The organism is Nocardioides daeguensis (assembly GCF_019192965.1).
Lineage (GTDB): Bacteria > Actinomycetota > Actinomycetes > Propionibacteriales > Nocardioidaceae > Nocardioides > Nocardioides daeguensis.
The window spans coordinates 28101-49283 of sequence record NZ_JAHTKU010000002.1 but is presented as its reverse complement, the minus strand read 5'-3'; the positions used below and the strand labels follow the sequence as shown (position 1 = coordinate 49283).

The 21183-nt window shown below is 73.5% G+C and carries 22 protein-coding genes; 14 read left to right on the top strand and 8 right to left on the bottom strand.

Annotated features, from left to right (window positions below; translation table 11 throughout):
• The first annotated feature begins 190 nt into the window (after positions 1-190).
• From KU893_RS01350 to KU893_RS01340, 3 genes are all read left to right on the top strand, one after another.
• Positions 191-1345: an ABC transporter ATP-binding protein gene (locus KU893_RS01350; protein ID WP_218232587.1), complete on the top strand. Its 1155-nt coding sequence runs from the start codon at positions 191-193 to the stop codon at positions 1343-1345.
• Positions 1346-1354: 9 nt separating this feature from the next.
• Entirely contained in the window at positions 1355-2383 is a 1029-nt protein-coding gene (locus KU893_RS01345) for a 6-phosphofructokinase (RefSeq protein ID WP_218232515.1), read from the top strand.
• A 413-nt stretch (positions 2384-2796) separates the two neighbouring features.
• The gene (locus KU893_RS01340) at positions 2797-3636 is read left to right on the top strand and encodes an amidohydrolase family protein (RefSeq protein ID WP_218232514.1); all 840 of its coding nucleotides are present in this window, start codon (positions 2797-2799) and stop codon (positions 3634-3636) included.
• On the opposite strand, the gene KU893_RS01335 is transcribed toward KU893_RS01340, so the two are convergent.
• The gene (locus KU893_RS01335) at positions 3626-4393 is read right to left on the bottom strand and encodes an endonuclease/exonuclease/phosphatase family protein (protein WP_218232513.1); all 768 of its coding nucleotides are present in this window, start codon (positions 4391-4393) and stop codon (positions 3626-3628) included. The two genes, KU893_RS01340 and KU893_RS01335, sit on opposite strands and share 11 nt — an antisense overlap.
• Here KU893_RS01335 and KU893_RS01330 point away from each other — a divergent pair.
• Genes KU893_RS01330 through KU893_RS01320 form a run of 3 tightly spaced genes read left to right on the top strand, consistent with a single transcriptional unit; the run spans position 4386 to position 7952 of the window.
• Positions 4386-5105, top strand: a complete 720-nt coding sequence (locus tag KU893_RS01330) for a nucleotidyltransferase domain-containing protein (RefSeq protein WP_218232512.1) — start codon at positions 4386-4388, stop codon at positions 5103-5105. The genes KU893_RS01335 and KU893_RS01330 overlap by 8 nt on opposite strands.
• A gap of 40 nt (positions 5106-5145) precedes the next feature.
• Positions 5146-6594, top strand: coding sequence for an APC family permease (locus KU893_RS01325; protein WP_218232511.1), 1449 nt, complete (start codon positions 5146-5148; stop codon positions 6592-6594).
• A 20-nt stretch (positions 6595-6614) separates the two neighbouring features.
• Positions 6615-7952, top strand: coding sequence for a class II 3-deoxy-7-phosphoheptulonate synthase (locus KU893_RS01320; RefSeq protein WP_218232510.1), 1338 nt, complete (start codon positions 6615-6617; stop codon positions 7950-7952).
• Between the two features lie 65 nt (positions 7953-8017).
• Here KU893_RS01320 and KU893_RS01315 read toward each other — a convergent pair whose 3' ends face one another.
• From KU893_RS01315 to pknB, 4 genes are all read right to left on the bottom strand, one after another.
• Entirely contained in the window at positions 8018-9037 is a 1020-nt protein-coding gene (locus KU893_RS01315) for an NADase-type glycan-binding domain-containing protein (RefSeq protein ID WP_218232509.1), read from the bottom strand.
• A gap of 62 nt (positions 9038-9099) precedes the next feature.
• On the bottom strand, positions 9100-9588 hold the full coding sequence (locus KU893_RS01310) for an SRPBCC family protein (RefSeq protein ID WP_218232508.1): 489 nt from the start codon (positions 9586-9588) through the stop codon (positions 9100-9102).
• 63 nt (positions 9589-9651) lie between these two features.
• Positions 9652-10578 (bottom strand): DMT family transporter, encoded by a 927-nt coding sequence (locus tag KU893_RS01305; RefSeq protein WP_218232507.1) that lies wholly within the window; start codon positions 10576-10578, stop codon positions 9652-9654.
• Entirely contained in the window at positions 10568-12667 is a 2100-nt protein-coding gene (pknB, locus tag KU893_RS01300) for a Stk1 family PASTA domain-containing Ser/Thr kinase (RefSeq protein WP_257441057.1), read from the bottom strand. Before pknB ends, KU893_RS01305 begins: the two co-directional genes overlap by 11 nt.
• Before the next feature lie 144 nt (positions 12668-12811).
• Between pknB and KU893_RS01295 the strand changes: the two genes are divergently transcribed.
• The 3 genes from KU893_RS01295 to KU893_RS01285 are packed head-to-tail and all read left to right on the top strand — an operon-like array spanning position 12812 to position 14075.
• Positions 12812-13183, top strand: coding sequence for an Rv2175c family DNA-binding protein (locus tag KU893_RS01295; protein WP_218232505.1), 372 nt, complete (start codon positions 12812-12814; stop codon positions 13181-13183).
• Between the two features lie 2 nt (positions 13184-13185).
• Positions 13186-13665 carry a guanyl-specific ribonuclease gene (locus tag KU893_RS01290; protein WP_257441060.1) on the top strand — a complete coding sequence of 160 codons (480 nt, stop codon included), beginning with the start codon at positions 13186-13188 and terminating at the stop codon, positions 13663-13665.
• Positions 13662-14075, top strand: coding sequence for a barstar family protein (locus KU893_RS01285; protein ID WP_218232504.1), 414 nt, complete (start codon positions 13662-13664; stop codon positions 14073-14075). The genes KU893_RS01290 and KU893_RS01285 overlap by 4 nt, the downstream gene beginning before the upstream one ends.
• A gap of 59 nt (positions 14076-14134) precedes the next feature.
• On the opposite strand, the gene KU893_RS01280 is transcribed toward KU893_RS01285, so the two are convergent.
• The gene (locus tag KU893_RS01280) at positions 14135-15223 is read right to left on the bottom strand and encodes a polyprenyl synthetase family protein (protein WP_257441063.1); all 1089 of its coding nucleotides are present in this window, start codon (positions 15221-15223) and stop codon (positions 14135-14137) included.
• A 76-nt stretch (positions 15224-15299) separates the two neighbouring features.
• Between KU893_RS01280 and metF the strand changes: the two genes are divergently transcribed.
• A complete protein-coding gene (gene metF, locus KU893_RS01275; RefSeq protein WP_218232502.1) occupies positions 15300-16190 on the top strand; it encodes a methylenetetrahydrofolate reductase [NAD(P)H] in 891 nt (296 codons plus the stop codon).
• Positions 16191-16263: 73 nt separating this feature from the next.
• Here metF and KU893_RS01270 read toward each other — a convergent pair whose 3' ends face one another.
• On the bottom strand, positions 16264-17580 hold the full coding sequence (locus tag KU893_RS01270) for a phytoene desaturase family protein (protein ID WP_218232501.1): 1317 nt from the start codon (positions 17578-17580) through the stop codon (positions 16264-16266).
• A gap of 9 nt (positions 17581-17589) precedes the next feature.
• Positions 17590-18069 (bottom strand): YbaK/EbsC family protein, encoded by a 480-nt coding sequence (locus KU893_RS01265; RefSeq protein WP_218232500.1) that lies wholly within the window; start codon positions 18067-18069, stop codon positions 17590-17592.
• A 46-nt stretch (positions 18070-18115) separates the two neighbouring features.
• Between KU893_RS01265 and KU893_RS01260 the strand changes: the two genes are divergently transcribed.
• The 4 genes from KU893_RS01260 (at position 18116) to dinB (ending at position 21141) form a co-directional block, all read left to right on the top strand.
• Entirely contained in the window at positions 18116-18592 is a 477-nt protein-coding gene (locus KU893_RS01260; RefSeq protein WP_218232499.1) for a hypothetical protein, read from the top strand.
• 87 nt (positions 18593-18679) lie between these two features.
• Complete coding sequence (locus KU893_RS01255) at positions 18680-19138, top strand: SAV_6107 family HEPN domain-containing protein (RefSeq protein ID WP_257441067.1); 459 nt, start codon at positions 18680-18682, stop codon at positions 19136-19138.
• Positions 19139-19185: 47 nt separating this feature from the next.
• On the top strand, positions 19186-19902 hold the full coding sequence (locus KU893_RS01250; protein WP_218232498.1) for a methyltransferase domain-containing protein: 717 nt from the start codon (positions 19186-19188) through the stop codon (positions 19900-19902).
• Positions 19903-19938: 36 nt separating this feature from the next.
• Positions 19939-21141: a DNA polymerase IV gene (gene dinB, locus KU893_RS01245; RefSeq protein ID WP_257441069.1), complete on the top strand. Its 1203-nt coding sequence runs from the start codon at positions 19939-19941 to the stop codon at positions 21139-21141.
• Positions 21142-21183: the final 42 nt, after the last annotated feature.

Genomic DNA, 21183 nt, shown 5'->3' with positions numbered 1-21183 from the left:
GATGTGAGAGCGCTTCCATGAATTGCGGCTCGGCCACCATGACATGCGTCACAGTGATCGTCAAGGAGTCCTACGGAACGGCTCATGCGTGCGTAGCCAGTGATGGGAGCGCTCCCACTGGACGGCGCCTCTTCTGTCGCCTACGGTGATCTGCATCACGGGGGGAGTGCCCCTGGTGGAGAGGAGCGACATGGCCGAGGTCCGGTTCGACCAGGCGACCTACAGGTATCCCGGCGCGGAGCGCCCGGCGGTCGACGCGCTCGACCTCACCATCGAGGACGGCGAGTTCATGGTGCTCGTCGGCCCCTCGGGGTGCGGGAAGTCGACGTCGCTGCGGATGCTGGCCGGCCTCGAGCCCGTCACGTCCGGCACGATCTCCATCGGCGCGCAGGACGTCACCGAGGTGGCGCCCAAGGACCGCGACATCGCCATGGTCTTCCAGACCTACGCGCTCTACCCGCACCTCTCGGTCGCCGACAACATGGCCTTCGCGCTCAAGATCGCCGGCGTGCCGAAGGCCGAGCGCCGAACCCGTGTCGCCGAGGCGGCGCGCCTGCTCGACCTCGAGGGCGTGCTCGATCGCAAGCCGCGTGCCCTGTCCGGCGGCCAGCGGCAACGCGTCGCGATGGGGCGGGCCATCGTGCGCCAACCGCAGGTCTTCTGCATGGACGAGCCGCTGTCCAACCTCGACGCCAAGCTCCGCGTGTCCACCCGGACCCAGATCGCCGCCCTGCAGCGGCGGTTGGGTGTCACCACGGTCTATGTCACCCACGACCAGGTCGAGGCGATGACGATGGGCGACCGCGTCGCGGTGATGAAGGACGGCGTGCTCCAACAGGTCGACACCCCGCTCGCGCTGTTCGACCGGCCGGCGAACGCCTTCGTCGCCGGATTCATCGGCTCGCCGGCGATGAACCTGCTGACCGGCAGATCCGCCGGCGACGGCATCGCGGTCGTCGACGGCGTCGACTTCCCGATCGCCCGCGACGCCGCCGCGCAGGCCTCGGGCGCGGTGACCCTGGGCGTGCGTCCCGAGGCATGGCGGCTGGTCGGCGCGGGCGAGCAGGGCTTCCCGGTCACCGTGCAGGTCGTCGAGGAGCTCGGTGCCGACTCCTACCTCTACGCCACCCCGACCGGCATCGACCCGACCGGCATCGACCCGACCGGCATCGACCCGACCGGCATCGACCCGACCGGCAGCCCCGGCCGCGACCTGGTCCCCCAGATCGTGGTGCGCCTCGAACAGCGCTCCGGTCTTCGCCGCGGCCAGCAGGTGAGGCTCGCGGTCGATCCGGCCTCCCTGCACGTCTTCGACGGGGAGACGGGGCTGCGCCTCGGCGCGTAGTTTGAAGCCATGCGTGTCGGAGTGCTGACCGGCGGAGGTGACTGCCCGGGCCTGAACGCGGTGATCCGGGCCGTGGTGCGGAGGGGGGTGAAGGACCACGGGTTCGAGTTCGTCGGCTTCCGTGACGGCTGGCGCGGCCCGCTCGAGGGCGCGACCGTGCCGCTCGGCATCGAGCAGTGCCGCGGGATCCTGCCCCGCGGAGGCACCATCCTCGGCTCCTCGCGCACCAACCCGTTCGCGGTCGAGGGAGGCGTCGAGCGGATCAAGGACAACCTCGCCGCCGCAGGAGTCGACGCGTTGGTCGCCATCGGCGGGGAGGACACCTTGGGCGTCGCGACCAGGCTGGCCGACCTGGGGGTCGCGGTGGTCGGCGTACCGAAGACGATCGACAACGACCTGTCCGGGACCGACTTCACCTTCGGCTTCGACACCGCGGTCAACATCGCGACCGAGGCGATCGACCGGCTGCACACCACCGCGGAGTCGCACCACCGGGTGCTCGTCGTGGAGGTGATGGGCCGCCACGCGGGCTGGATCGCGCTGCACGCCGGCATCGCCGGGGGAGCGAGCGCCGTCCTCATCCCCGAGGTCCCGTTCGACGTGGAGGCGGTCTGCGCCCACGTCGAGACCCGCTTCCGGAGCGAGTACGCCCCGATCATCGTGGTCTCGGAGGGTGCCGTCCCCGCCGACGGCACCGGCATGACGCTGGTCAGCGGTGAGAAGGACGCGTTCGGGCACGTCCGCCTCGGCGGCATCGGCGACCGCCTCGCCCACGAGATCGAGGTGCGCACCGGCAAGGAGGCCCGCGCGGTCGTCCTCGGGCACATCCAGCGCGGCGGCACGCCCTCGGCGTTCGACCGCTGGCTGGCGACCCGCTGCGGGTTGCAGGCGATCGACGCCGTGGCCGACGGCGAGTACGGCGTGATGGTGGCGCTGCGCGGCACCTCCATCGTGCGGGTGCCGTTGGCGGAGGCCACCGGAGCGCTCAAGCTGGTCAGTGCCCAGGAGTACGCCGAGGCCCAGGTCTTCTTCGGCTGATCCCGGGGTCGTGACACGCGCCCGCGGCGGGCGCACCATGGAAGACGTGCAGGCGTGGCGCGCTGCCCGCGCGTTCGACGGCACTCGGTTCCTGCCCGGCGGGGCGACGGTGCTGGTGGAGGGCGACCGGATCGTCGGTGTCGAGCCGGCGGGCTTCGCCGTGCCGCACGACTGTCCCGTGACGTCGTACGCCGGCACGCTGCTGCCCGGCCTCCTCGACGCCCACGTGCACCTGGTCTCCGACGGCGGCGTCGGTGCGCTGGAACGGGTCGGCGTGCTGGAGGCCGATGCGATCGACGCCCAGACCACCCGCTCCCTGGCGGCGCAGGTCGCCGCCGGGGTGACGACGGTGCGCGACCTCGGGGACCGCGGCTATCGCACGCTGTCCTTCCGCGACGCCCGCGGCCCGGGGTTTGCCCCGCATCGTCGCGGCCGGGCCGCCACTGACGACGCCGGGCGGCCACTGTCACTTCCTCGGGGGCGAGGCCGCGACCGACGACGAGCTGCGCTGCGCCGTCCTCGAGCGCGCCGAGCGAGGTGTCGACGTGGTCAAGGTGATGGCCGGTGGCGGCTTCCTCACCTCCGGCAGCGACATGGTGGGTGCCCAGTTCGGCGTGGACTCGCTGAGGGTGGTGGTCGAGACCGCGCACGGCTGTGGCCTCCCGGTGCTCGCGCACGCGCATTCGGCGGTGGCGATCGAGGTCGCGCTCGCGGCGGGCGTCGACGGGATCGAGCACTTCACCGGGGTCACGCAGTGCGGTGCGGTGCTGAGCGACGACCTGCTCGACCGCACGGCGGCCGCCGGCGTCGCGGTCGACCCGACGATGGGGAACGACCGCGCGGTGCTGGACCGGATGTCTGCGCCGCCCCCGGCCGTCCTCGCGATCATGGAGCACCTCGGGGTCGGCATCGACGAGTTCTACGCGCAGCGTTACGTCGACGTCGGTCGGATGCGCGCTCATGGGGTGCGGGTCGTGCCGGGTGTCGACGCGGGCGCCGGGCCGGTGAAGGCGCACGGCAACGCGTGGCGCGCGGTGCTCGACCTGGTCACGGCCGGCTGGCCGCTCCGCGAGGCGCTCGCCGCCGGCACGTCGGGTGCGGCGCGCGCGTGCGGCCTCGCCGCCGAGACCGGCGTCCTGCGGCCGGGTCTGGCCGCCGACCTGCTCGTGGTCGACGGCGACCTGGCCGCGGAGCCCGACGCCCTGGGCCGGCCCGTGCAGGTCGTGGTGCGGGGCGTTCCGCTCAGCGACTGACGGGTTCGACGTCGACGACGAGGGCACGGTGGTCGGAGAGCTGCATCCGGCGGGCCTCGGCGACGGCCGGCAGGGCCGGATCCGCGAGGACGTGGTCCAGCTGCTCGACCGGGTGGTCCGCAGGGAAGGTCGGGTGGGTGGCCAGGGGGTGCAGGCCGGAGATCCGCGCAGCACGCTCGACGCCCATGTTGAGGTCTCCGGTCAGCACCAGCGGGCGAGGGGCTCCGGAGAGCGAGCGCACCAGGCGGCGCAGCTGACGCCCGTTCCACCAACGCACGAACGACAGGTGGGTCGTCGCGACGCTCACCTGTCCACCATGGGCGGCCAGGGTCGCGGTCACCGCGACCCTGGGCTCGTCGCGGACCCAGGTCGGGGTGGCCTGTCCGGGGAACCACATCGGCAGCGGCGCCGCGACCGCCGGCAGACGCAGGACCTGCCAGCCGGTCACCGGGAGCCGGCTCAGCAGCGCGATGCCGTACGCCGCGTCGTGCGGCTGCTCGTCGCCGGTCGCGGCGGTCCAGGTGGCCCCCGGGCTGCCGGCGAGCGCGGCGACGAAGCGGTGGTCGGTCGCGCCCATCGCCTCGGCGGAGAGGGCGGTCAGGTCCGCGTGGCCCGAGCGGTGGAGCAGGTGGTCGACCTCCTGCAGGGCCAGCACGTCAGGGTCCAGGTCGCGGATCGCGTCCCGCAGCACGTCCACGTCGACCTCGTCGTCGTGCTGGGTGCGACCGCCCAGGATGTTGAAGGTCACGATGCGCATCGCGCAGCAGGTACCCGCCCGGATGGCTCCCACCCGGGCGGGTACCTCGTGCTCGCCGCACGAGCACGAGGAGATGACGGTGGGCGAGGCTGGGGAGGGCGCCAACGGCCCCCGGCGTCTGCGGGAGGCGTTGAAGCTGGTGGCGGTGCTGCTCAAGGAGACGGGTGTGCCGTTCGCTCTCGCGGGCGGCTACGGCCTGTGGGCCCGAGGCGGCCCCGAGCCCGACCACGACGTCGACTTCATGATCGCCGAGGAGGACGCCGCCCGGGTGGCGGAGGTCCTCGCCGAGAGCGGGTTGGACGTCGTGCAGCCGCCGGAGGACTGGCTGTTCAAGGTGTTCGTCGACCAGGCGATGGTCGACGTCATCTTCCGGGTGCGCAACGAGCCGATCCGGCGCTCCCGCTTCGGCGACGCCGAGGAGATCGAGGTGGAGTCGGTGCGGATGCCGGTGCTCTCCGCGACCGTGCTGATGGCCGACAAGCTCGGCTCGCTCGAGGAGCACGCCTGCGACTTCACCGCGGTGCTTCCCGTGGCGCGGGCCGTTCGCGAGCAGGTGGACTGGCGCGCCGTGGCGTCGAGGACCACCGCCAACCCGTTCGCCCGGGCGTTCCTGGGCCTGCTGGCGGACCTCGACGTCGCCCGGGTGCCGGCCGGCGACATGCCGGCCGAGCCGGCAGGTGCTTCCGTTCCGCACCGGTCTGCGCGAAGGTGAGGCGCGAGCCGGGTCGGGGCGCGGGAAGGGGCGACATCTGATGGCCACGGAGACCACGGGTGCCGCCACGTCGGGGCACCGTCGTCAGCCGGAGCTGCGACGGGTCCTCGGTCCCGGTCTGCTGCTGCTGTTCATCGTCGGCGACATCCTCGGCGCGGGTGTGTACGCCGTGACTGGGCGGCTCGCCGGACAGGTCGGCGGGATCGCCTGGCTGCCGTTCCTGGTGGCCTTCGCGATCGCCACGCTGACCGCGTTCTCCTATCTCGAGCTGGTCACCAAGTATCCGCAGGCGGCGGGTGCGGCGCTCTACGCGCACAGGGCGTTCGGGCTGCCCTTCGTCACCTTCCTGGTTGGCTACACCGTCGTCTGCTCGGGCATCACGAGCGCCTCGACGTCCTCGGGCCTGCTCGCCTCCAACCTGCTGATCGGCCTCGGCAACGATGGGCCGAGCAACGAGCTCGTGCTCGTGGTCGCCCTCGCGTTCATGGTGCTGCTCGCGCTGGTCAACCTGCGTGGTGTGGGGGAGAGCGTGCGCTTCAACGTCGTGCTCACGGTGGTCGAGATGGCCGCGCTGGTGATCGTGATCGGCATCGCCTTGTGGGTGATCGGCAAGGGCGAGGGCAATCTCGACCGGGTCACGGTCTTCGAGAGCCCCGACGACAAGGGCCTGTTCCTGGCGGTCACCGTCGCGACGGCCATCGCGTTCTTCTCGATGGTGGGCTTCGAGGACTCGGTCAACATGGTCGAGGAGACCAGGGACCCCGAACGGGTCTTCCCGCGGATGATGCTCACCGGGCTCGGGATCGCGGTCCTCCTCTACGTGCTGGTGGCGGTCTCGGTCGTCGCCGTGATCCCCGCCGACCGGATCGGTACGCCGAGCAACGCCGAGGCGGGCATCCTCATCGACGTCGTGAAGATCGGGGCCCCGGACCTGCCGATCGACGACCTCTTCCCGTTCCTCACCGTCTTCGCCGTCGCCAACACCGCGCTGATCAACATGCTGATGGCCAGCCGGCTGATCTACGGCATGGCCCAGCAGCACGTGCTCCCGCCGGTGCTCGGCAAGGTGCTGCCCGGCCGCCGCTCGCCGTACGTCGCCATCGGCTTCACGACCCTGCTGGCCCTCGGGCTGATCACCTACGTCCGGCTCGGCTCGAGCAGCACCATCGTCGGCGCCCTGTCCGGTACGACGGCGCTGCTGCTCCTCGCCGTCTTCGCCGTCGTCAACCTCGCCTGCCTGGTGCTGCGTCGCGAGCCCGGCACCGGCTTCCGGGCACCCACGGTGGCGCCCGTGCTCGGCGCCCTGCTCTGCGCCTACCTGCTCGGCCCGTGGGCCCGGCTCGAGGCCGACCTGATCCAGTACCGCATCGCCGCCGGCCTGCTCGGGATCGGCGTCGCGCTGTGGCTGGTGACCCGGCTGATCCACAAGCCCGGGGCCGGACCGGTCGTTGGGGTCGGGCCCGTGGACGTCGATCCGACCCGTGACTGAGCACTGGGTACGATTGGGCGGTGACCAGCCTTCCGTCCCTCGAGCAGTTGCACGCCATCGGAGCGAAGCAGCAGCCGTCGTACGACGACCCTGCGGCCCTGGCCGCGGCGGTCGCGCGACTGCGCACGCTGCCTCCGCTGGTGTTTGCCGGCGAGTGCGACGAGCTGAAGGCGAAGATCGCGGCCGCCAGCCGGGGCGAGGCGTTCCTGCTCCAGGGCGGTGACTGCGCCGAGACCTTCGTCGACGCGACGGCCGACAACACCCGCAACAAGCTGCGCGTGCTGCTGCAGATGGCGGTGGTGCTGACCTATGCCGCGTCGGTGCCTGTGGTGAAGGTCGGCCGCCTCGCCGGCCAGTACGCCAAGCCCCGCTCCTCCGACACCGAGACGCGTGACGGCGTCACCCTGCCGGCCTACCGTGGCGACGCGGTCAACGGCGTCGAGTTCACCCCCGAGTCGCGTCGGCCCGACCCGCAGCGGCTGCTCGACGTCTACCACGCCTCGGCGTCGACGCTGAACCTCGTTCGTGCCTTCACGACCGGCGGGTACGCCGACCTGCGCCAGGTGCACACCTGGAACTCCGAGTTCGTCCGCAACAGCCCCGTGGGCCAGCACTACGAGGCGATGGCAGCCGAGATCGACCGGGCACTGACCTTCATGAAGGCGATCGGCGCCGACCCCGAGGAGTTCCACCGGGTCGACTTCTACTCCTCCCACGAGGCGCTGCTGCTGGAGTACGAGCACGCCATGACCCGCATCGACTCGCGCACCGAGAAGCCCTACAACGTCTCGGGCCACATGGTCTGGATCGGCGAGCGCACCCGCCAGCTCGACGGCGCGCACGTCGAGTACTTCAGTCACATCAGCAACCCGATCGGCTGCAAGCTCGGCCCGACCGCGACGGCCGACGACGCGCTCGCCCTCGCCGCGAAGCTCAACCCGACCAACGAGGCGGGCCGGCTCACCTTCATCACCCGCTTCGGCGCCGGCAAGATCCGCGACGGCCTGCCGTCGTTGGTCGAGAAGGTCACCGCCGAGGGCGTCGACGTCGCCTGGGTGTGCGACGCGATGCACGGCAACACCTTCGAGACGTCCAACGGCTACAAGACCCGCCGCTTCGAGGACGTCCTCGACGAGGTGCAGGGGTTCTTCGACGTGCACCACGCACTCGGCACCGTCCCGGCCGGCATCCTGGTGGAGAACACCGGCGACGACGTCACCGAGATCGTCGGCGGCGGCGAGGAGCTCGACGAGCAGGGCCTGGCCCACCGCTACGAGTCGGTCGTCGACCCGCGCCTCAACCGGGTGCAGTCGCTCGAGCTGGCCTTCCAGGTGGCCGGCATGCTCCAGAAGCGCTGATCAACCCGCGGCGCTCTCCGCAGGTTCGCAGGCCCACCTGCGGCGCTGCCCGCAGGTTCGCAGGCTCACCTGCGGGCGCCGCGCAGGCGGAGGTCGCTGATCGCGGTGAAGTCCCGGCCGCCCGGCCCTTTGCCGGGCGCGCTGACCTCGACCAGGTGGAGCACGACCGTCGTGGTCGCCACCGGGCCGACCGGCTGCAGCTGCATGCTCGGCCGGTCGCCGAGCTCCTGGGTGATCCGCGTACCGTCGTCGAACTCCCACTGCACGGCGCGGATCCGTCGGTTGCCGCGGTACCAGTTGTCGGCACCGTCGATCTTGGCGTACCCGTTGACCAGGCCGACCTCGGTCAGCACGACCTCCGCGCCGAGGTCGAGGACGAGGGTGGTTCCGGTGCCGTCGCCGGGCATCCGCCAGGCCGTGCGCGGGCGGCCGTCGAGCATGTTGTCGGCGACATAGGTGACCGGCCTGTTCTGCCGGTCGCGGGAGGCCGGCGCCGTGGCCGGCACCTCGGCGCGCGCCGTCGCGGTCAGGTCGCGCAGGTCGCCGGGCTCGGGAGCCTCGACCGGGCCGCCGGTTCCCGAGCTGTCCGGCCGTGGCTCGCCGGACCGGTCGGTGTCGCTCGGCGAGGACGGCTCGGCCTCCTCGGCGCGCTGCTCGAGGGCGGACCCGTCGTCGTCCCCCGCGCTGACCAGCAGGAAGGCACCGATGCCGGCCACCAGCGCGAGCACGACCACCCCGAGCAGCCAGGGCAGCCAGGGCAGCCGCGTTCGCGCCGTCGAGCCGCCCGCCGGCGGAGGGGCCGGGGAGAGCGGAGCCGAGGGCGGCGGGGGAGCCACCTGCGTGACGGCGGCCGGGACGGCCGGCGGCGCCAGCGGGGGCGGACCGGACGGGGCGGTCGGCGAGTCGGCGTACAGGGGATAGCGCGCGGCGGGCGGCAGCTGGCCCGTCGGCGGCGGGACCACGGGTGCGCTCGCAACGGGCGCGGCCTCCGGGTGCCGGCCGGGAACGGGCTGCCCGCAGTTGGTGCAGAACCGGCCGACCCCGAGCTCGTGCCCGCAGCTGGTGCAGTGCGTCGGGGTGGTCATGGCGGGGCTCACCGTACCCCGGCGGAACGACGGAGGCTCACCCCTCGGGACGCGGGCGTCTCTCAGCCGGCCAGCGCGCGACGGCAGGCCTCCGCCTCGATGTCCTCGAGGTCGTGCTCGAGCACCCGGCGGGTGCGCTCGTAGCTGAACCCGCCGAACATCGACCACATCGCCCGCGACAGGGCCGAGCGGTGGCTCATCTCCACGGTCGTGGTCATCGCCAGCCGGGTCCCGGTGGCTTCCGGTCCGGAGGGCGTGAGGCGGTAGGCGGTGCGGATGATGTCGTTGCCGACCTCCGCCTCGACGACGGTACGGCGTTGTGGCTGCGACTCCACGACCTGGATCTGCTCGGGGCCGTGGTGCCCGAACAGGGTGCGCCGCTCGCGCCAGGTCGTGCCGACGTCGTAGCCGCCTTCGGTGAGGAGCTTGCTCTCGCTGACGCTGCGCAGCACGTCCTCCGCGTGGGCGACGTCGGTGATGACGTCCCACACCTGCGCGGGCGGGGCGGCGATGGTGCTGTGCACGTGGACCACGTGACCGGTCATGTTCATCACTCCCAAGGGTCGGTTCCCCCACCGCCCATGGTGCGCCCACCGACCTGGGTTGGCCACCCCTCACACCGCCAGGTGGGTGACCTCGCCCTCGACGTGGCGCCGGGGGACCAGCTCGACCACGAGCATCGCCGCCAGGACCAGCAGGCCGCCCGCCAGCATCCGCACGGACAGCGACTCGCCGCCGAGCAGGACGGCGAAGAACGCCGCGAACACCGGCTCCATGCTCATGATGATCGCGCTGCGGGTCGGCGGCAGGTGCGCCTGCGCCCAGGTCTGCGCCAGCAGGGCCGCGGCGCCGGCGAAGAGCGCCATGTAGACGATGCTCAGCCAGTCCCCGCCGCGTTCGGGCAGCACGATCCCGGGCTCGCCCGACACCAGGGCGGCGGCCAGGCAGATCGCGGCGATGACCAGGATCTGCAGGATCGACATGCCCAGGGCGTCCGCCGGGCGCGACCAGGCGCCGAGAGCCACGATGTGCCCCGCGTAGAGCAGGGCGGCGACGAGGGTGATCGCCTCGCCGTACCCGATCGAGAAGCCGTCGAGGGTGAGCACCCCCAGGCCGGTGGTGGCGAGCACGACCGCGCCCCAGGTGGCCGGCGTGATCCGGGTGCGCAGCACCGCGGCGGCGAACAGCGGGGTCGCCACCACGTACAGGCCGGTGACGAAGCCGGACACGCTGGCCGGGGTCTCGGCGAGCCCGGCGGTCTGCAACAGCTGGGCGACACCGTAGAGCGCGCCGAGCACCAGCGCCCGGCGTCGTACGTCGGGAGCGAGTCGTGCGACCGCGCGCGGAGCGACGAGCAGCATCACCGCCCCGGCGAGCAGGAAGCGCACGGCCAGGAAGTCGACGGTCGGAACCCGCTCGAGCAGGTCCTTGATCAAGAAGAAGGTCGAGCCCCAGCACGCGGTCATCGCGAGGAGGGCGAGCGTGGCCAGGCGGGCGGTACGACGGGTGCTGCCGGGGACCGCGCTGCGGTCAGACGACATAGAGGACGACCGTGCTGCCCTTGGGGAGCTTCGCGCCTGCCTTCGGATCGGTGTCCCAGGCGACCGATCCGGTCAGGTAGATGGTGGCGCGCTGCTTGTCGACGACGAACCCGAGCTCCTCGAGCTTCGCCACGGCGTCGTCGGTCGAGGAGTAGCGGACCGCGGGGACCTCGACCAGCTCCGGGCCCTTGGACACGACGAGCTGGACGGTGTCGTTCTTGAACAGGGTGCCGGTCTCCGGGGTCTGGCTGATCACGTCGCCCTTGGCGACCTCGTCGCTGTACCTCTCCTCGACGACCTCGACCTCGAGCCCCTTCTTCTCCAGCACCCGGGTCGCCCGGTCGGCGTCCTTGCCGACGAAGCTGCGGACGTTGATCGGCTTCCTGCCCTTGGACACGACCAGCGTGACCGAGGTGCCGACGGGCAGGCCCTGCGCCTCGGGGGTGCCGAAGCCGGGCTCGGTCCGGATCACCCGGCCGGCCTCGACGTCCTCCGACCACTCCTCGACGGGCTGCTGCGCAGCGACGAACTTCACCTCGCTCAGCGCTGCCTCGGCCTCGGCCACGGTCTTGTTGGCGAGGTCGGGGACGTCGTACCGCTCCTTGCCGAGGGAGACCGTGAGGCTGACGTCGCCGTCGGGCAGGATCCGGGACCCGGGTCGCGGGTCGGTCGTGATGACCACGCCCTTGGCGACGCTCTCGGAGTAGACCTCCTTGCCGACCTCGACGCCCAGCCCGGCCTGCTCGAGCTTCTTCGTGGCCGCCGCCTGCTCGAGCCCGATCACGCCGGGCGTCGTGGTGTAGCGGCCCCAGCCGACCCACCAGGCGGTGCTGCCGAGGGCGGCGGCCAGGACGACCAGGACCAGTGCGACCGCGAGGCCCTTGCGCCGGCCGGGCTTGCGCTCGCGCGGGGCGCGCGCCGGGCGCGGCGCAGCGGTTGGCGGAGGCGGGGTCCGCGGCGCCGGTTGCTCCCGGATGACGGAGGTCGGCTCGTGGTCCGGGGCGACGAGGTCGGGCAGGTCGTCCCACAGCGAGCTCACCGGCTCGGGCTTGGTGTCGCCGTCGACCCCGGCGGGGGAGGCGGGCGCGGCGGCGCGGGACGTCGGCAGCAGGTCGGCGACCAGCTCGGGGTCCGAGCGCACGCCGTCGCGGAGCGCCTGCGCGACCCGACGCACGTGGTGCAGCAGCACCGTGGCGTCGGCCGGGCGCAGGCTCGGGTCGCGGGTGGTGGCCCGCACGGTCAGTGCGTCGACGTAGTCGGGGATGCCGGGGACGACGGTCGACGGGGCCGGCACGTCCTCGTGGACGTGGCGGTAGGCGACCGCGATCGGTGTCTCGCCGGTGTGCGGCTTGGTGCCGGTCAGCAGTTCGAACAGGATCACGCCGGCGGCGTACACGTCGGCGCGGGCGTCGGCCCGCTGCTCGACCACCAGCTCGGGCGCGAGGTAGGAGACGGTGCCGATGAGCACGCCGTTGGTCGCGGTGTGCTGGGTGTCGGTGCTGATCGCCTTGGCCAGGCCGAAGTCGGCGACCTTGATCCGCCCGTCGTCGGCGATGAGCACGTTCTCGGGCTTCACGTCGCGGTGGATCAGCCCGGCCCGGTGTGCGGCGCCGAGGGCGGAGAGGATCGGGTCGAGCAGGGCGAGCGCCCGCTCCGGCGACATCGGGGCGTCCTTGGAGATCGTGTCGCGCAGGGTGTGGCCCGGGACGTACTCCATGACGAGGTAGACGGTGCCGTCGCTCTCGTCGCGGCCCTGGTCGAAGACGGCGACGACGTGCGGGTGCGAGAGCCGGGCGGCGGCCTTGGCCTCGCTGACGAATCGCCGGGCGAACGAGTCGTCGTCGGGGGTCGTGGCGTCCCCGAGGCCGGGGTGCATGATCTTGACGGCGACGGTGCGGTCCAACCGGGTGTCGACGGCCTCGTAGACGCTGGCCATGCCGCCGCGGGCGATCCGGATGCCGATCCGGTAGCGGCCGTCGAGCAGCCGGCCGAACTGGTGGTCCTCCACGCGCTTCGACACCGGCGAACCGGACGAGGGGTCGCCGGGGCGCGCGACGGGGCCGCCGCGGGCGCGCTGGTCTTCGTGCACAGCGACCCTCCTGTGCATGTTCTGCTGGACCGGCCGGGGAAGGTGGCCGGAACGACCATCGTACGGGGAGGGAGCACGCAGGCCCGAAGCCACGCCGCACCCGCCGGAGGGCGCGATCCGGCGGCAGTGGGGGAGAATGGGTCCATGAGTGAACCGCGACTGGCCGACCTCGACCTCGCCGCCCTCGTCGAGGACTGGCTGGACTGGGACCAGGCCGCCGCCCAGATCGGCGTCACACCGGCCACGGTGCGCACCATGGTGCGCGAGCACCAGCTCGCCGCGGCCGTGCCCGGGGCGGGCCGGCGGCAGGGCGTCCCGGCGCTCTTCCTCGTCGACGGGGAGCCGGTCAAGGGCCTGCCCGGGCTGCTGACCGTGCTCCACGACAACGGGTTCGACGACCGCGAGTGCATCGCCTGGATCTTCCTCGACGCCGACCTGCCGGGCCGCCCGATCGACGCGCTGCGCGAGAACCGGGGCGCCGAGGTCAAGCGCCGCGCCCAGGCGCTCGCCTTCTGAGCGTGAGCCGCCGGGCGACCCGGGTCGTCTCCTCGCTGGTCACCGTCGTCCTGCTGGTCGGCGTGTGGTGGCTGCAGTCGCGGGGCGGCGAGGACCCCGGGCCGTCCCGGGCGACCGACGCCCCGAGCGCCACCGCCTCCCCGAGCGCCACCGCCTCCCCGAGCGCCACCCGCGAGGCGCGGGCGGAAGCCGACGAGGACGGCATCGCGTACGTCGACCTGGCGGACCTGCCGCCCGAGGCGGCCGACACCGTCGAGCTGATCGAGGCGGGCGGGCCGTTCCCGTACCCCGGCAAGGACGGGACGGACTTCGGCAACTACGAGGGCCTGCTGCCGGACCGGCCGCGCGGCTACTACGCGGAGTACACCGTCGAGACGCCCGGCAGCGACGACCGCGGCGCGCGGCGGATCATCGCGGGCGACGGCGGCGAGCTGTACTGGACCGGCGACCACTACGCGTCGTTCGAGAGGATCCGCACATGAGCGGTCTCGCCGCGGTGCTGGCCGGGCGGCACACGCCCGGTGTCCACCGCTGGGAGTCGGCGCTCGACGTCGCCGCCGTGCGGCACGCGGTCGAGCACGCCGGCTGGGGCTTCGGGTACGTCGACGGCGCCGGCCTCGAGACCCGCGCCGAGGTGCTGCGGGCGATCGGGAGCGCGCTGGCCTTCCCCGACCACTACGGCGCCAACCTCGACGCCCTCAACGACTGCCTGCGCGACCTGCCCGGCCGCACGGTCCTGCTCTGGGACGCCTGGGCCGGCCTCGCCCACGCCGAGCCCCGCTGGTTCGGGCTCGTGGTCGAGCTCCTCGGGGACCGGGGGGATGCGGGGCCCGCGGTCGAGGTCCTGCTGCGGGGCGCCGGGCCTGCGGACGCCGTACCGCTGCTGGCGTAGGGCGCGGGCCCGACTGCCCCAGCCCCCCGATCGTTCGATCGAACGATCGGGGGGGGGGATCAGCGGGCGCGGCGGGTCGCCGCGGCGGCGAGCTGCTCGAGCACCTGGCACGCCTCGGCGTCCCAGCCGGCCTCGGCCTGGCCGCGGTGCAGCGCGTCGACCGCCCGGCGGGCGAGGTCGTCGATCATCGACTCGACCTCGGCGCGGGCACCGCAGCCGTCGATGATCGTGCGCAGCTCGGCGACCTCCGCCTCCGTGAGCGCGGTGCCGAGAGCGGCGTCGAGGCGTTCGGCGTCGGCCGGGGCCGCGTGGTCGAGCGCGAGCGCGACGAGCACGGTCCGCTTGCCCTCCACGAGGTCGTCGCCGGCGGGCTTGCCGGTCGTGGCCGGGTCGCCGAACACGCCGAGCAGGTCGTCGCGCAGCTGGAAGGCCTCGCCCAGCGGCAGACCGAACGCGGTGAGCAGGTCGAGGGTGGCGGCGTCGGCGCCCGCGAGCGCGGCACCGACGTGCAGGGGGCGCTCGATGGAGTACTTCGCCGACTTGTAGCGCAGCACGGTCATCGCCTGCGCGACGTCGGCGCGGCCACGCGCCTGGACCGAGACGTCGAGGAACTGGCCGGCGATCACCTCGGAGCGGCACAGGTCGAACACGTCGAGGGCGGGACCGACCCGGTCCCAGCCCAGCCCGCAGCGGCGCAGCAGCTCGTCGGACCACGACAGCAGCAGGTCGCCGAGGAGGATCGCCGCGGCGGCGCCGTACTGCTCCGGGTCGCCGCGCCAACCGTCGGCGCGGTGGGCGCGCTCGAAGGTGCGGTGGGTCGCCGAGCGCCCCCGCCGGGTGTCGGAGGCGTCCATCAGGTCGTCGTGGACCAGCGCGCTGGCGTGGAGCAGCTCGAGGGCGGCCGCGGCCCGTCGTACCGCCTCGGCGTCGGTGCCGGTCGGCGCGCCGGCGAGGGCGGCGTAGCCCCAGTGGCAGAACGCCGCGCGGAACCGCTTTCCGCCGGCCACGGTGACCCGCGCCTCGGACAGCAGGCGTGCCGCGTCGCCGCCGAGCGCCGCGAGCCGGGTCGCCTGGTCGGCGAGGAAGGCGTCCAGGGCGGCCTGGACCTCGGTCCGGAAGGGGGTCGGGTCCCACGCCTGGCTGGTCACGGCTGTGAGCCTAGTGACCCGCGGGATCGGCGAGATGCGGGCCCCCGGCCCGATCCCGACACCTACACTGCGGCCCATGACCACCGGTGCTGGGCGCTCCCTCGGCGAGATCATCCGTGAGGGTGGCCGTTCGTTCTCCTTCGAGTTCTTCCCCCCCAAGGACGAGGCGGGTGAGGTGCAGCTCTGGGACGCGATCCGGGCGCTCGAGCCCTACCGCCCGACCTTCGTCTCGGTGACCTACGGCGCCGGCGGCAGCACCCGCGACAAGACGGTCGCGATCACCGGTCGCATCGCCCGCGAGACCTCGATGATCCCGATGGCCCACCTGACCTGCGTCGGGCACACCCGCGCCGAGCTCGAGGGCATCCTCGACTCCTATGTCGCCGAGGGCGTCAGCCACGTCATGGCGCTGCGCGGCGACCCGCAGGAGGGTCCGCGCGCCGAGTGGACCCCGACCGAGGGCGGTCTCAACTACGCCGTCGAGCTGGTCGAGCTGGCCCGCTCGCGCGGTGACTTCCGGGTCGGCATCGCCGCGTTCCCCGAGGGGCACCCCTCGGCGGGGTCGCTCGACGCCGATGCCGACGTGCTCGTCGACAAGGCCAGGGCCGGCGCCGAGTTCGCGGTCACCCAGATGTTCTTCCGCGCCTCCGACTACTTCGCGCTCGTCGAGCGGGTCCGCGCCCGCGGCGTCGACATCCCGATCCTCCCGGGCATCATGCCGATCCTGAACCTGGCCGCCATCCGCCGCCAGGGCGAGCTGATCGGCACCAGCGTCCCCGACGACGTCGTCGAGCGGATCAGCAGGTACGACGGCGACGCGACCGCGGTGCGGGCCGAGGGCATCCGGATCGCCGCCGAGCTCTGCGACGACCTGCTCGCCGGCGGTGCGCCGGGCCTGCACTTCTACACGCTGAACCGGTCCAAGGCGACGCTCGAGATCTTCGAGGCCCTGCAGATCACCGCCTGACGGAGATCACCGCCTGACGGCGCAGAGGCGAGGCGCTCGCTTCGCTCGCACGATCGGTTTGTTGCGCCCGAGGTCAGGCGGGGCCGACCAGCTGCGCCACCAGCGCGGCCGACTGGGTCACGAACGGCACCCCAGCGCCGGGTGCGGTGTGGGTGCCGGCGGCGTACACGCCGGCGACCGGCGTCGACGGGCCGAGCCGGCGGCGTACGGTGCCGCGGCCCTGCCACAGCACGCCCATCGGCGACCCGCGCCACTGCTCGACCTGGTCGCGCGGCGAGAGGTCGACCCGGGTGACGACGTTCTCACGGATGTCGATCTTGTGGCGGGCGAGCGCGTCGAGGAGGTCCTCGGCGATCTTGCCGCGGCCGTGGATCGTCCACGCGGCCCCGCCGTCGGGTGCGATGCCGCCCGGGCGCACCGTGATCAGCGGCTCCTCGTGGATGACCAGCTCGTGGGGGAGGTCGGGGAGGTCGCCGGCGAGGCCCACGTGGGTCACGACCGGCGGGATGGCGGGCATCGTCCGCTCGACGTACGACGCCAGCGCGGGCAGTCGGCGCGGGTCGATCGCGGTCACCACGACGTCGGCGTCCACCTCGCCCTCCGTCGTCCGTACGGCGACCACCCGGCCCTCGCGCACGACCAGGTCCTCGACCTCGACTCCGGTGCGGACCTGCACCCCGCGGGTCGCCAGGCGGGCGGTCAGCAGGTCGGCGATCCGGCCCATCCCGCCGGGGACCCGCCAGCCGCCGAAGCACTGCTCGAGGTAGGCGGTGACGCCCACCCAGGACGGCACGTTGCGCAGGTCGTGGCCCTCCGCGACCGCCGGGTAGCCGGCCACCAGCGCCAGCCGCTCGTCACGGAGCGCGTGGCGCAGCCGCTTGTGGAGCGTCTCGCGGATGTCGAACATCGAGTCCAGCTCCTGGGGGACCGCGCCCTTCGTGCGCGGGTCCCACGGCACCTCGACGTAGTGGCGGCGCAGCACGTCCCACACCGGGCCGTAGACGTCGACGTGGGCCGCCCACTTCTCGCCGAGCCCGGGCTCCAGCGCGTCGAACGCCGCGATCTGGTCGGCCCGCGACCCGCCCGGCAACCGGACCGAGGTCCGGTCGGCGAACCGGTGCTCGCGCAGCACCGGCAGCGGTTCGAGGTCCGTGCCGAGCTCCTTCTCCAGCGGCCGGCCGGACTTGCGGAACAGGTCGCGCAGGGCGGCCGGCAGCAGGGTGGCCGCGGGTCCCGCGTCCCACACGTGGCCGTCCTGCTCCACCGGCGCGAGCGCGCCGCCCAGCCGGTGCGAGGCCTCGAGGAGGGCGACCTCGTGGCCGAGCTTGGCGAGCCGGGCGGCCGCGGCCATGCCGCCGAGGCCGCCGCCGACGACGACGATGCGTGCCATGCGGGGTCCTCAGTCCTTCGCGACGTCGATCGGGGTGCCGCCGGTGAGGTCGAGCAGCTCGTCGTACGTCGTCGAGAAGACCGCCGCCGGGTGGCCGGCCGCCGCCCACACGACCTCGTGACGCTGCAGCCACCGGTCCAGGTACGTCGGCACCGGCGCCGGGTGGCCGATGGGGGAGACGCCGCCGATCACCTGACCGGTGTGCTCGCGGACGAACTCCGGCTTCGCGCGGCGCAGCTCGGGACCGCCGATCGCCGTGCGGACCAGGTCGGTGTCGACGCGATGTGCTCCGGACGTGAGGATCAGCACCGGCGCTCCGTCGGCGTCGAAGAGCAGGCTGTTGGCGATCGCCCCCACCTCGCAGCCGAGCGCCTCGGCGGCCAGTGCGGCGGTGTGGACCGAGTCGGGCAGAATGACGATCTCGCCGGTTCCGCCCCGGCGCTGGTGCTCGTCGCGGAACCGGGTGATCGAGGGATGCTCGGCCGACATGGGGGTGACCCTACCGAGCACGACCCCACCACGGACTGGAGGAACCATGCCCGAGACCGACGCCGAGCAGCAGGCCGCCCCGGAGGCCGCGCAGCTGGTGCGGCCGCCCGCGGTCGTCGTCGCCTGCCGGTTGCTGTGGTTCCTGGTCGCGGCCGGTCTGCTCGTGTGCGTCCTCGTGGTCGTCCAGCGCGACGAGCTCGGCAGCGTCTGGTCGCCGATGCAGGTGGGGGACAGCACGGTCCAGCCGGTCGAGTTCGTGCCCGTCATCCTCGTGCTGTACGGCGTCACGGCGGTCCTGGCGGCGACGCTGATCGCGCTGTTCTGGGCCGGCCACAACTGGGCTCGCCACTCGTTGGCCGCCATCGTGGCCGGCGTGATCGTGGTGGCCGTCGCGACGGTCCGCACCGACCCGCCCACGATGGTCGACGCGATGGCGATCGGTGCCGCCGTGCTCAGCGCGGTGACCCTGGTCTTCCTGTGGCACCCGCAGAGCGCGCAGTACGTCCGCGACGCCGCTCGCTGAGGCGCGGCCCTTGAGTCGTGTCGGACCTCCGGTGTACCTTCGGAGCGTTCGAACACCTGTTCGAACGCGATCGGAGGAGAAGACGCCGTGGCCCAGCAGTTCGCCCCCTTCACGGTCAGCCCGCACGCCCTGCCGGCGACCACCCACAACTACCTGATCCGTGCGGCAGAATCGCTGAGCGAGGCCGTGGCTGCCCGCGACGTGGCCACCCGCTACGCATGCGCCCACGTCGCGGCCCTGCGCGCGGCGGCCGCGCTGCTGGCCGCCCGCGCCCGCCCCGAGGCGGGCCGTCGGCGAGCCCAGCGCAACGCCTGGGTGCTCCTCGCCGACGTCGCGCCGGAGCTCTCCGAGTGGGCGTCCTTCTTCGCGGCCGGCGCCGCCAAGCGGGCCGCGGCCGAGGCCGGCTCCTCGCGCGCGGCCACCGAGCGCGAGGCCGACGACCTGGTCCGCGACGCCGACCGCTTCTTGGCACTGGTCGAGCAGGCGCTGGGACTCGCCCCTCACGTCCCGGTGGGCGACCAGCTGGCCGGCCTGGCCGTCGGCTGACGGAGCGCCTGCCTGATCGGCCCGGGGGAGCCACTAGTGTTCGGCGCATGGCCTCTCGCGAGCAGCGTGGATCGGTTCGCACCGCGGTCGTGTGGGACGCCCTCGAGTCCGCGCTCGCGGGCGGACCCCGCGACGTGGTGGACCTCGGCGGCGGCACCGGCGGCTTCGCCGTACGGCTCGCCGAGTCGGGACACCGGGTCCGCGTCGTCGACCCCAGCCCCGACGCGCTGGCGGCGCTGGCCCGCCGCGCGCGCGAGGTCGACCTCGAGGTGTCCGGGATCCAGGGCGACGTCGCGGACCTGGTCGACGTGGTCGGCGCCGCCAGTGCCGACGTGGTGCTGTGCCACGGCGTGCTCGAGGTCGTCGACCCGGCGCTGGCGCTGGCCCGGATCCGCGAGGTGCTCCGCCCGGGCGGTCTGCTCAGCCTGGTCGTCGGGCAGCGGCACGCCGCTGTCATCACCCGGGCCATGGCGGGCCACTTCCAGCAGGCGCGCGCACTGCTCGACGACCACGAGCCGGTCGACGCCCGGACCGGGCGCCGGTTCACCGCCGAGGAGGTGCGCGCGCTGCTCGCCGAGCACGGCTTCGGTGCCGTCTCGGTCCACGCGGTCCGGGTCTTCGCCGACCTGGTCCCCGCGGCCCTCGTCGACCAGGAGCCCGGCGCCGCCGCGGCCCTCGTCGACCTGGAGCGTGCGGTCTCCCAGCGCCCGGAGTACCTCCCGCTCGCCACGCAGCTCCACGTCCTGGCCCACGCCGCGTCCTGAGCCCACGGGGGTCGCGGCGCCGCCCGGAGGCGGGCCGTGACGCCGGCCTGCCCGATCCTCCACGTCGACATGGACGCGTTCTACGCCTCCGTGATGACCCGGGACCGGCCCGAGCTCCACGACGTCCCGGTCGTCGTCGGGGGTGGACACCGCGGGGTGGTGCTGTCGGCCAACTACCCGGCCCGGCGCTTCGGCATCCGCTCCGGGATGCCCGGCGCCGAGGCGGCTCGGCTGTGCCCTCACGCGCTCACCATGCCGCCCGACTTCGGCCTCCTCACGCCCGTGTCGCGGGCGATCATGGAGACCTTCCGCACGGTCACGCCGCTGGTCGAGGTGACCTCGCTCGACGAGGCCTTCCTCGACGTGCGCGGCGCGGTCCGGCTGTTCGGGCCGCCGGAGACGATCGCCGAGCGGCTCCGCTCCCGGATCCGCGCCGAGCACGGCATCACTTGCTCGGTCGGCATCGCCGCCTCGATCTCGGTCGCCAAGCTCGCCAGCCGGCAGGCCAAACCCGACGGTGTCCGGGTGATCCCGCCCGACCGCTTCGTCGCGGAGGTGCACCCGCTCGACGTCGGCGTCCTGTACGGCGTGGGCGAGGCCACCCGACAACGCCTCCACCGCCTCGGGCTGGTCACCGTGGGCGACGTCGCCGCGGTCGAGGTCGACCTGCTGCGCCGGATGCTCGGCAACCATCTCGGCGGCCACCTCCACGCCCTCGTGTGGGGGACCGATCGCACCGAGCTGGTGCCCGGTGGCGCAGGCGTGTTCGGGTTCGGCGAGGGCGAGCCGGAGGGCAGCATGGGCGCGCAGCACACCCTGGCGGTCGACGTACGTGACCGGGTGACGCTGCGCCGCGAGCTGCTCCGCCTCACCGCGCGGGTCGCGGCGCGGGTCCGCACCGCCGGCCGCACCGGCCGCACGGTCAGCGTCACGGTCCGGTTCTCCGACTTCACCACGGTCCAACGCTCGCGGACCCTGCCGGTGGCGACCGATGTCACCCAGGAGGTCTACGCCGTCGCCGTGAGGCTCCTCGACGGTCTGCTCGACCGCGGACCTCGCCGGCTCGCGGTCCGCCTGGTCGGCGTCCGCGTCGAGGGGCTGCGTCCGCTGCGCCCCGCCGACGGACGCCAGATGGTGCTCGGCGAGCGCGATCCCGGCTGGCCCGACGCCGACCGTGCCGTCGACCGAGCGATCGACCGGTTCGGCGGCTCCGCGGTCCGCCGCGCGAGCCTGCTGTGACCCCGCGGTGGCCCCGCGGCCGACCACCCGTCGGGATGGTCA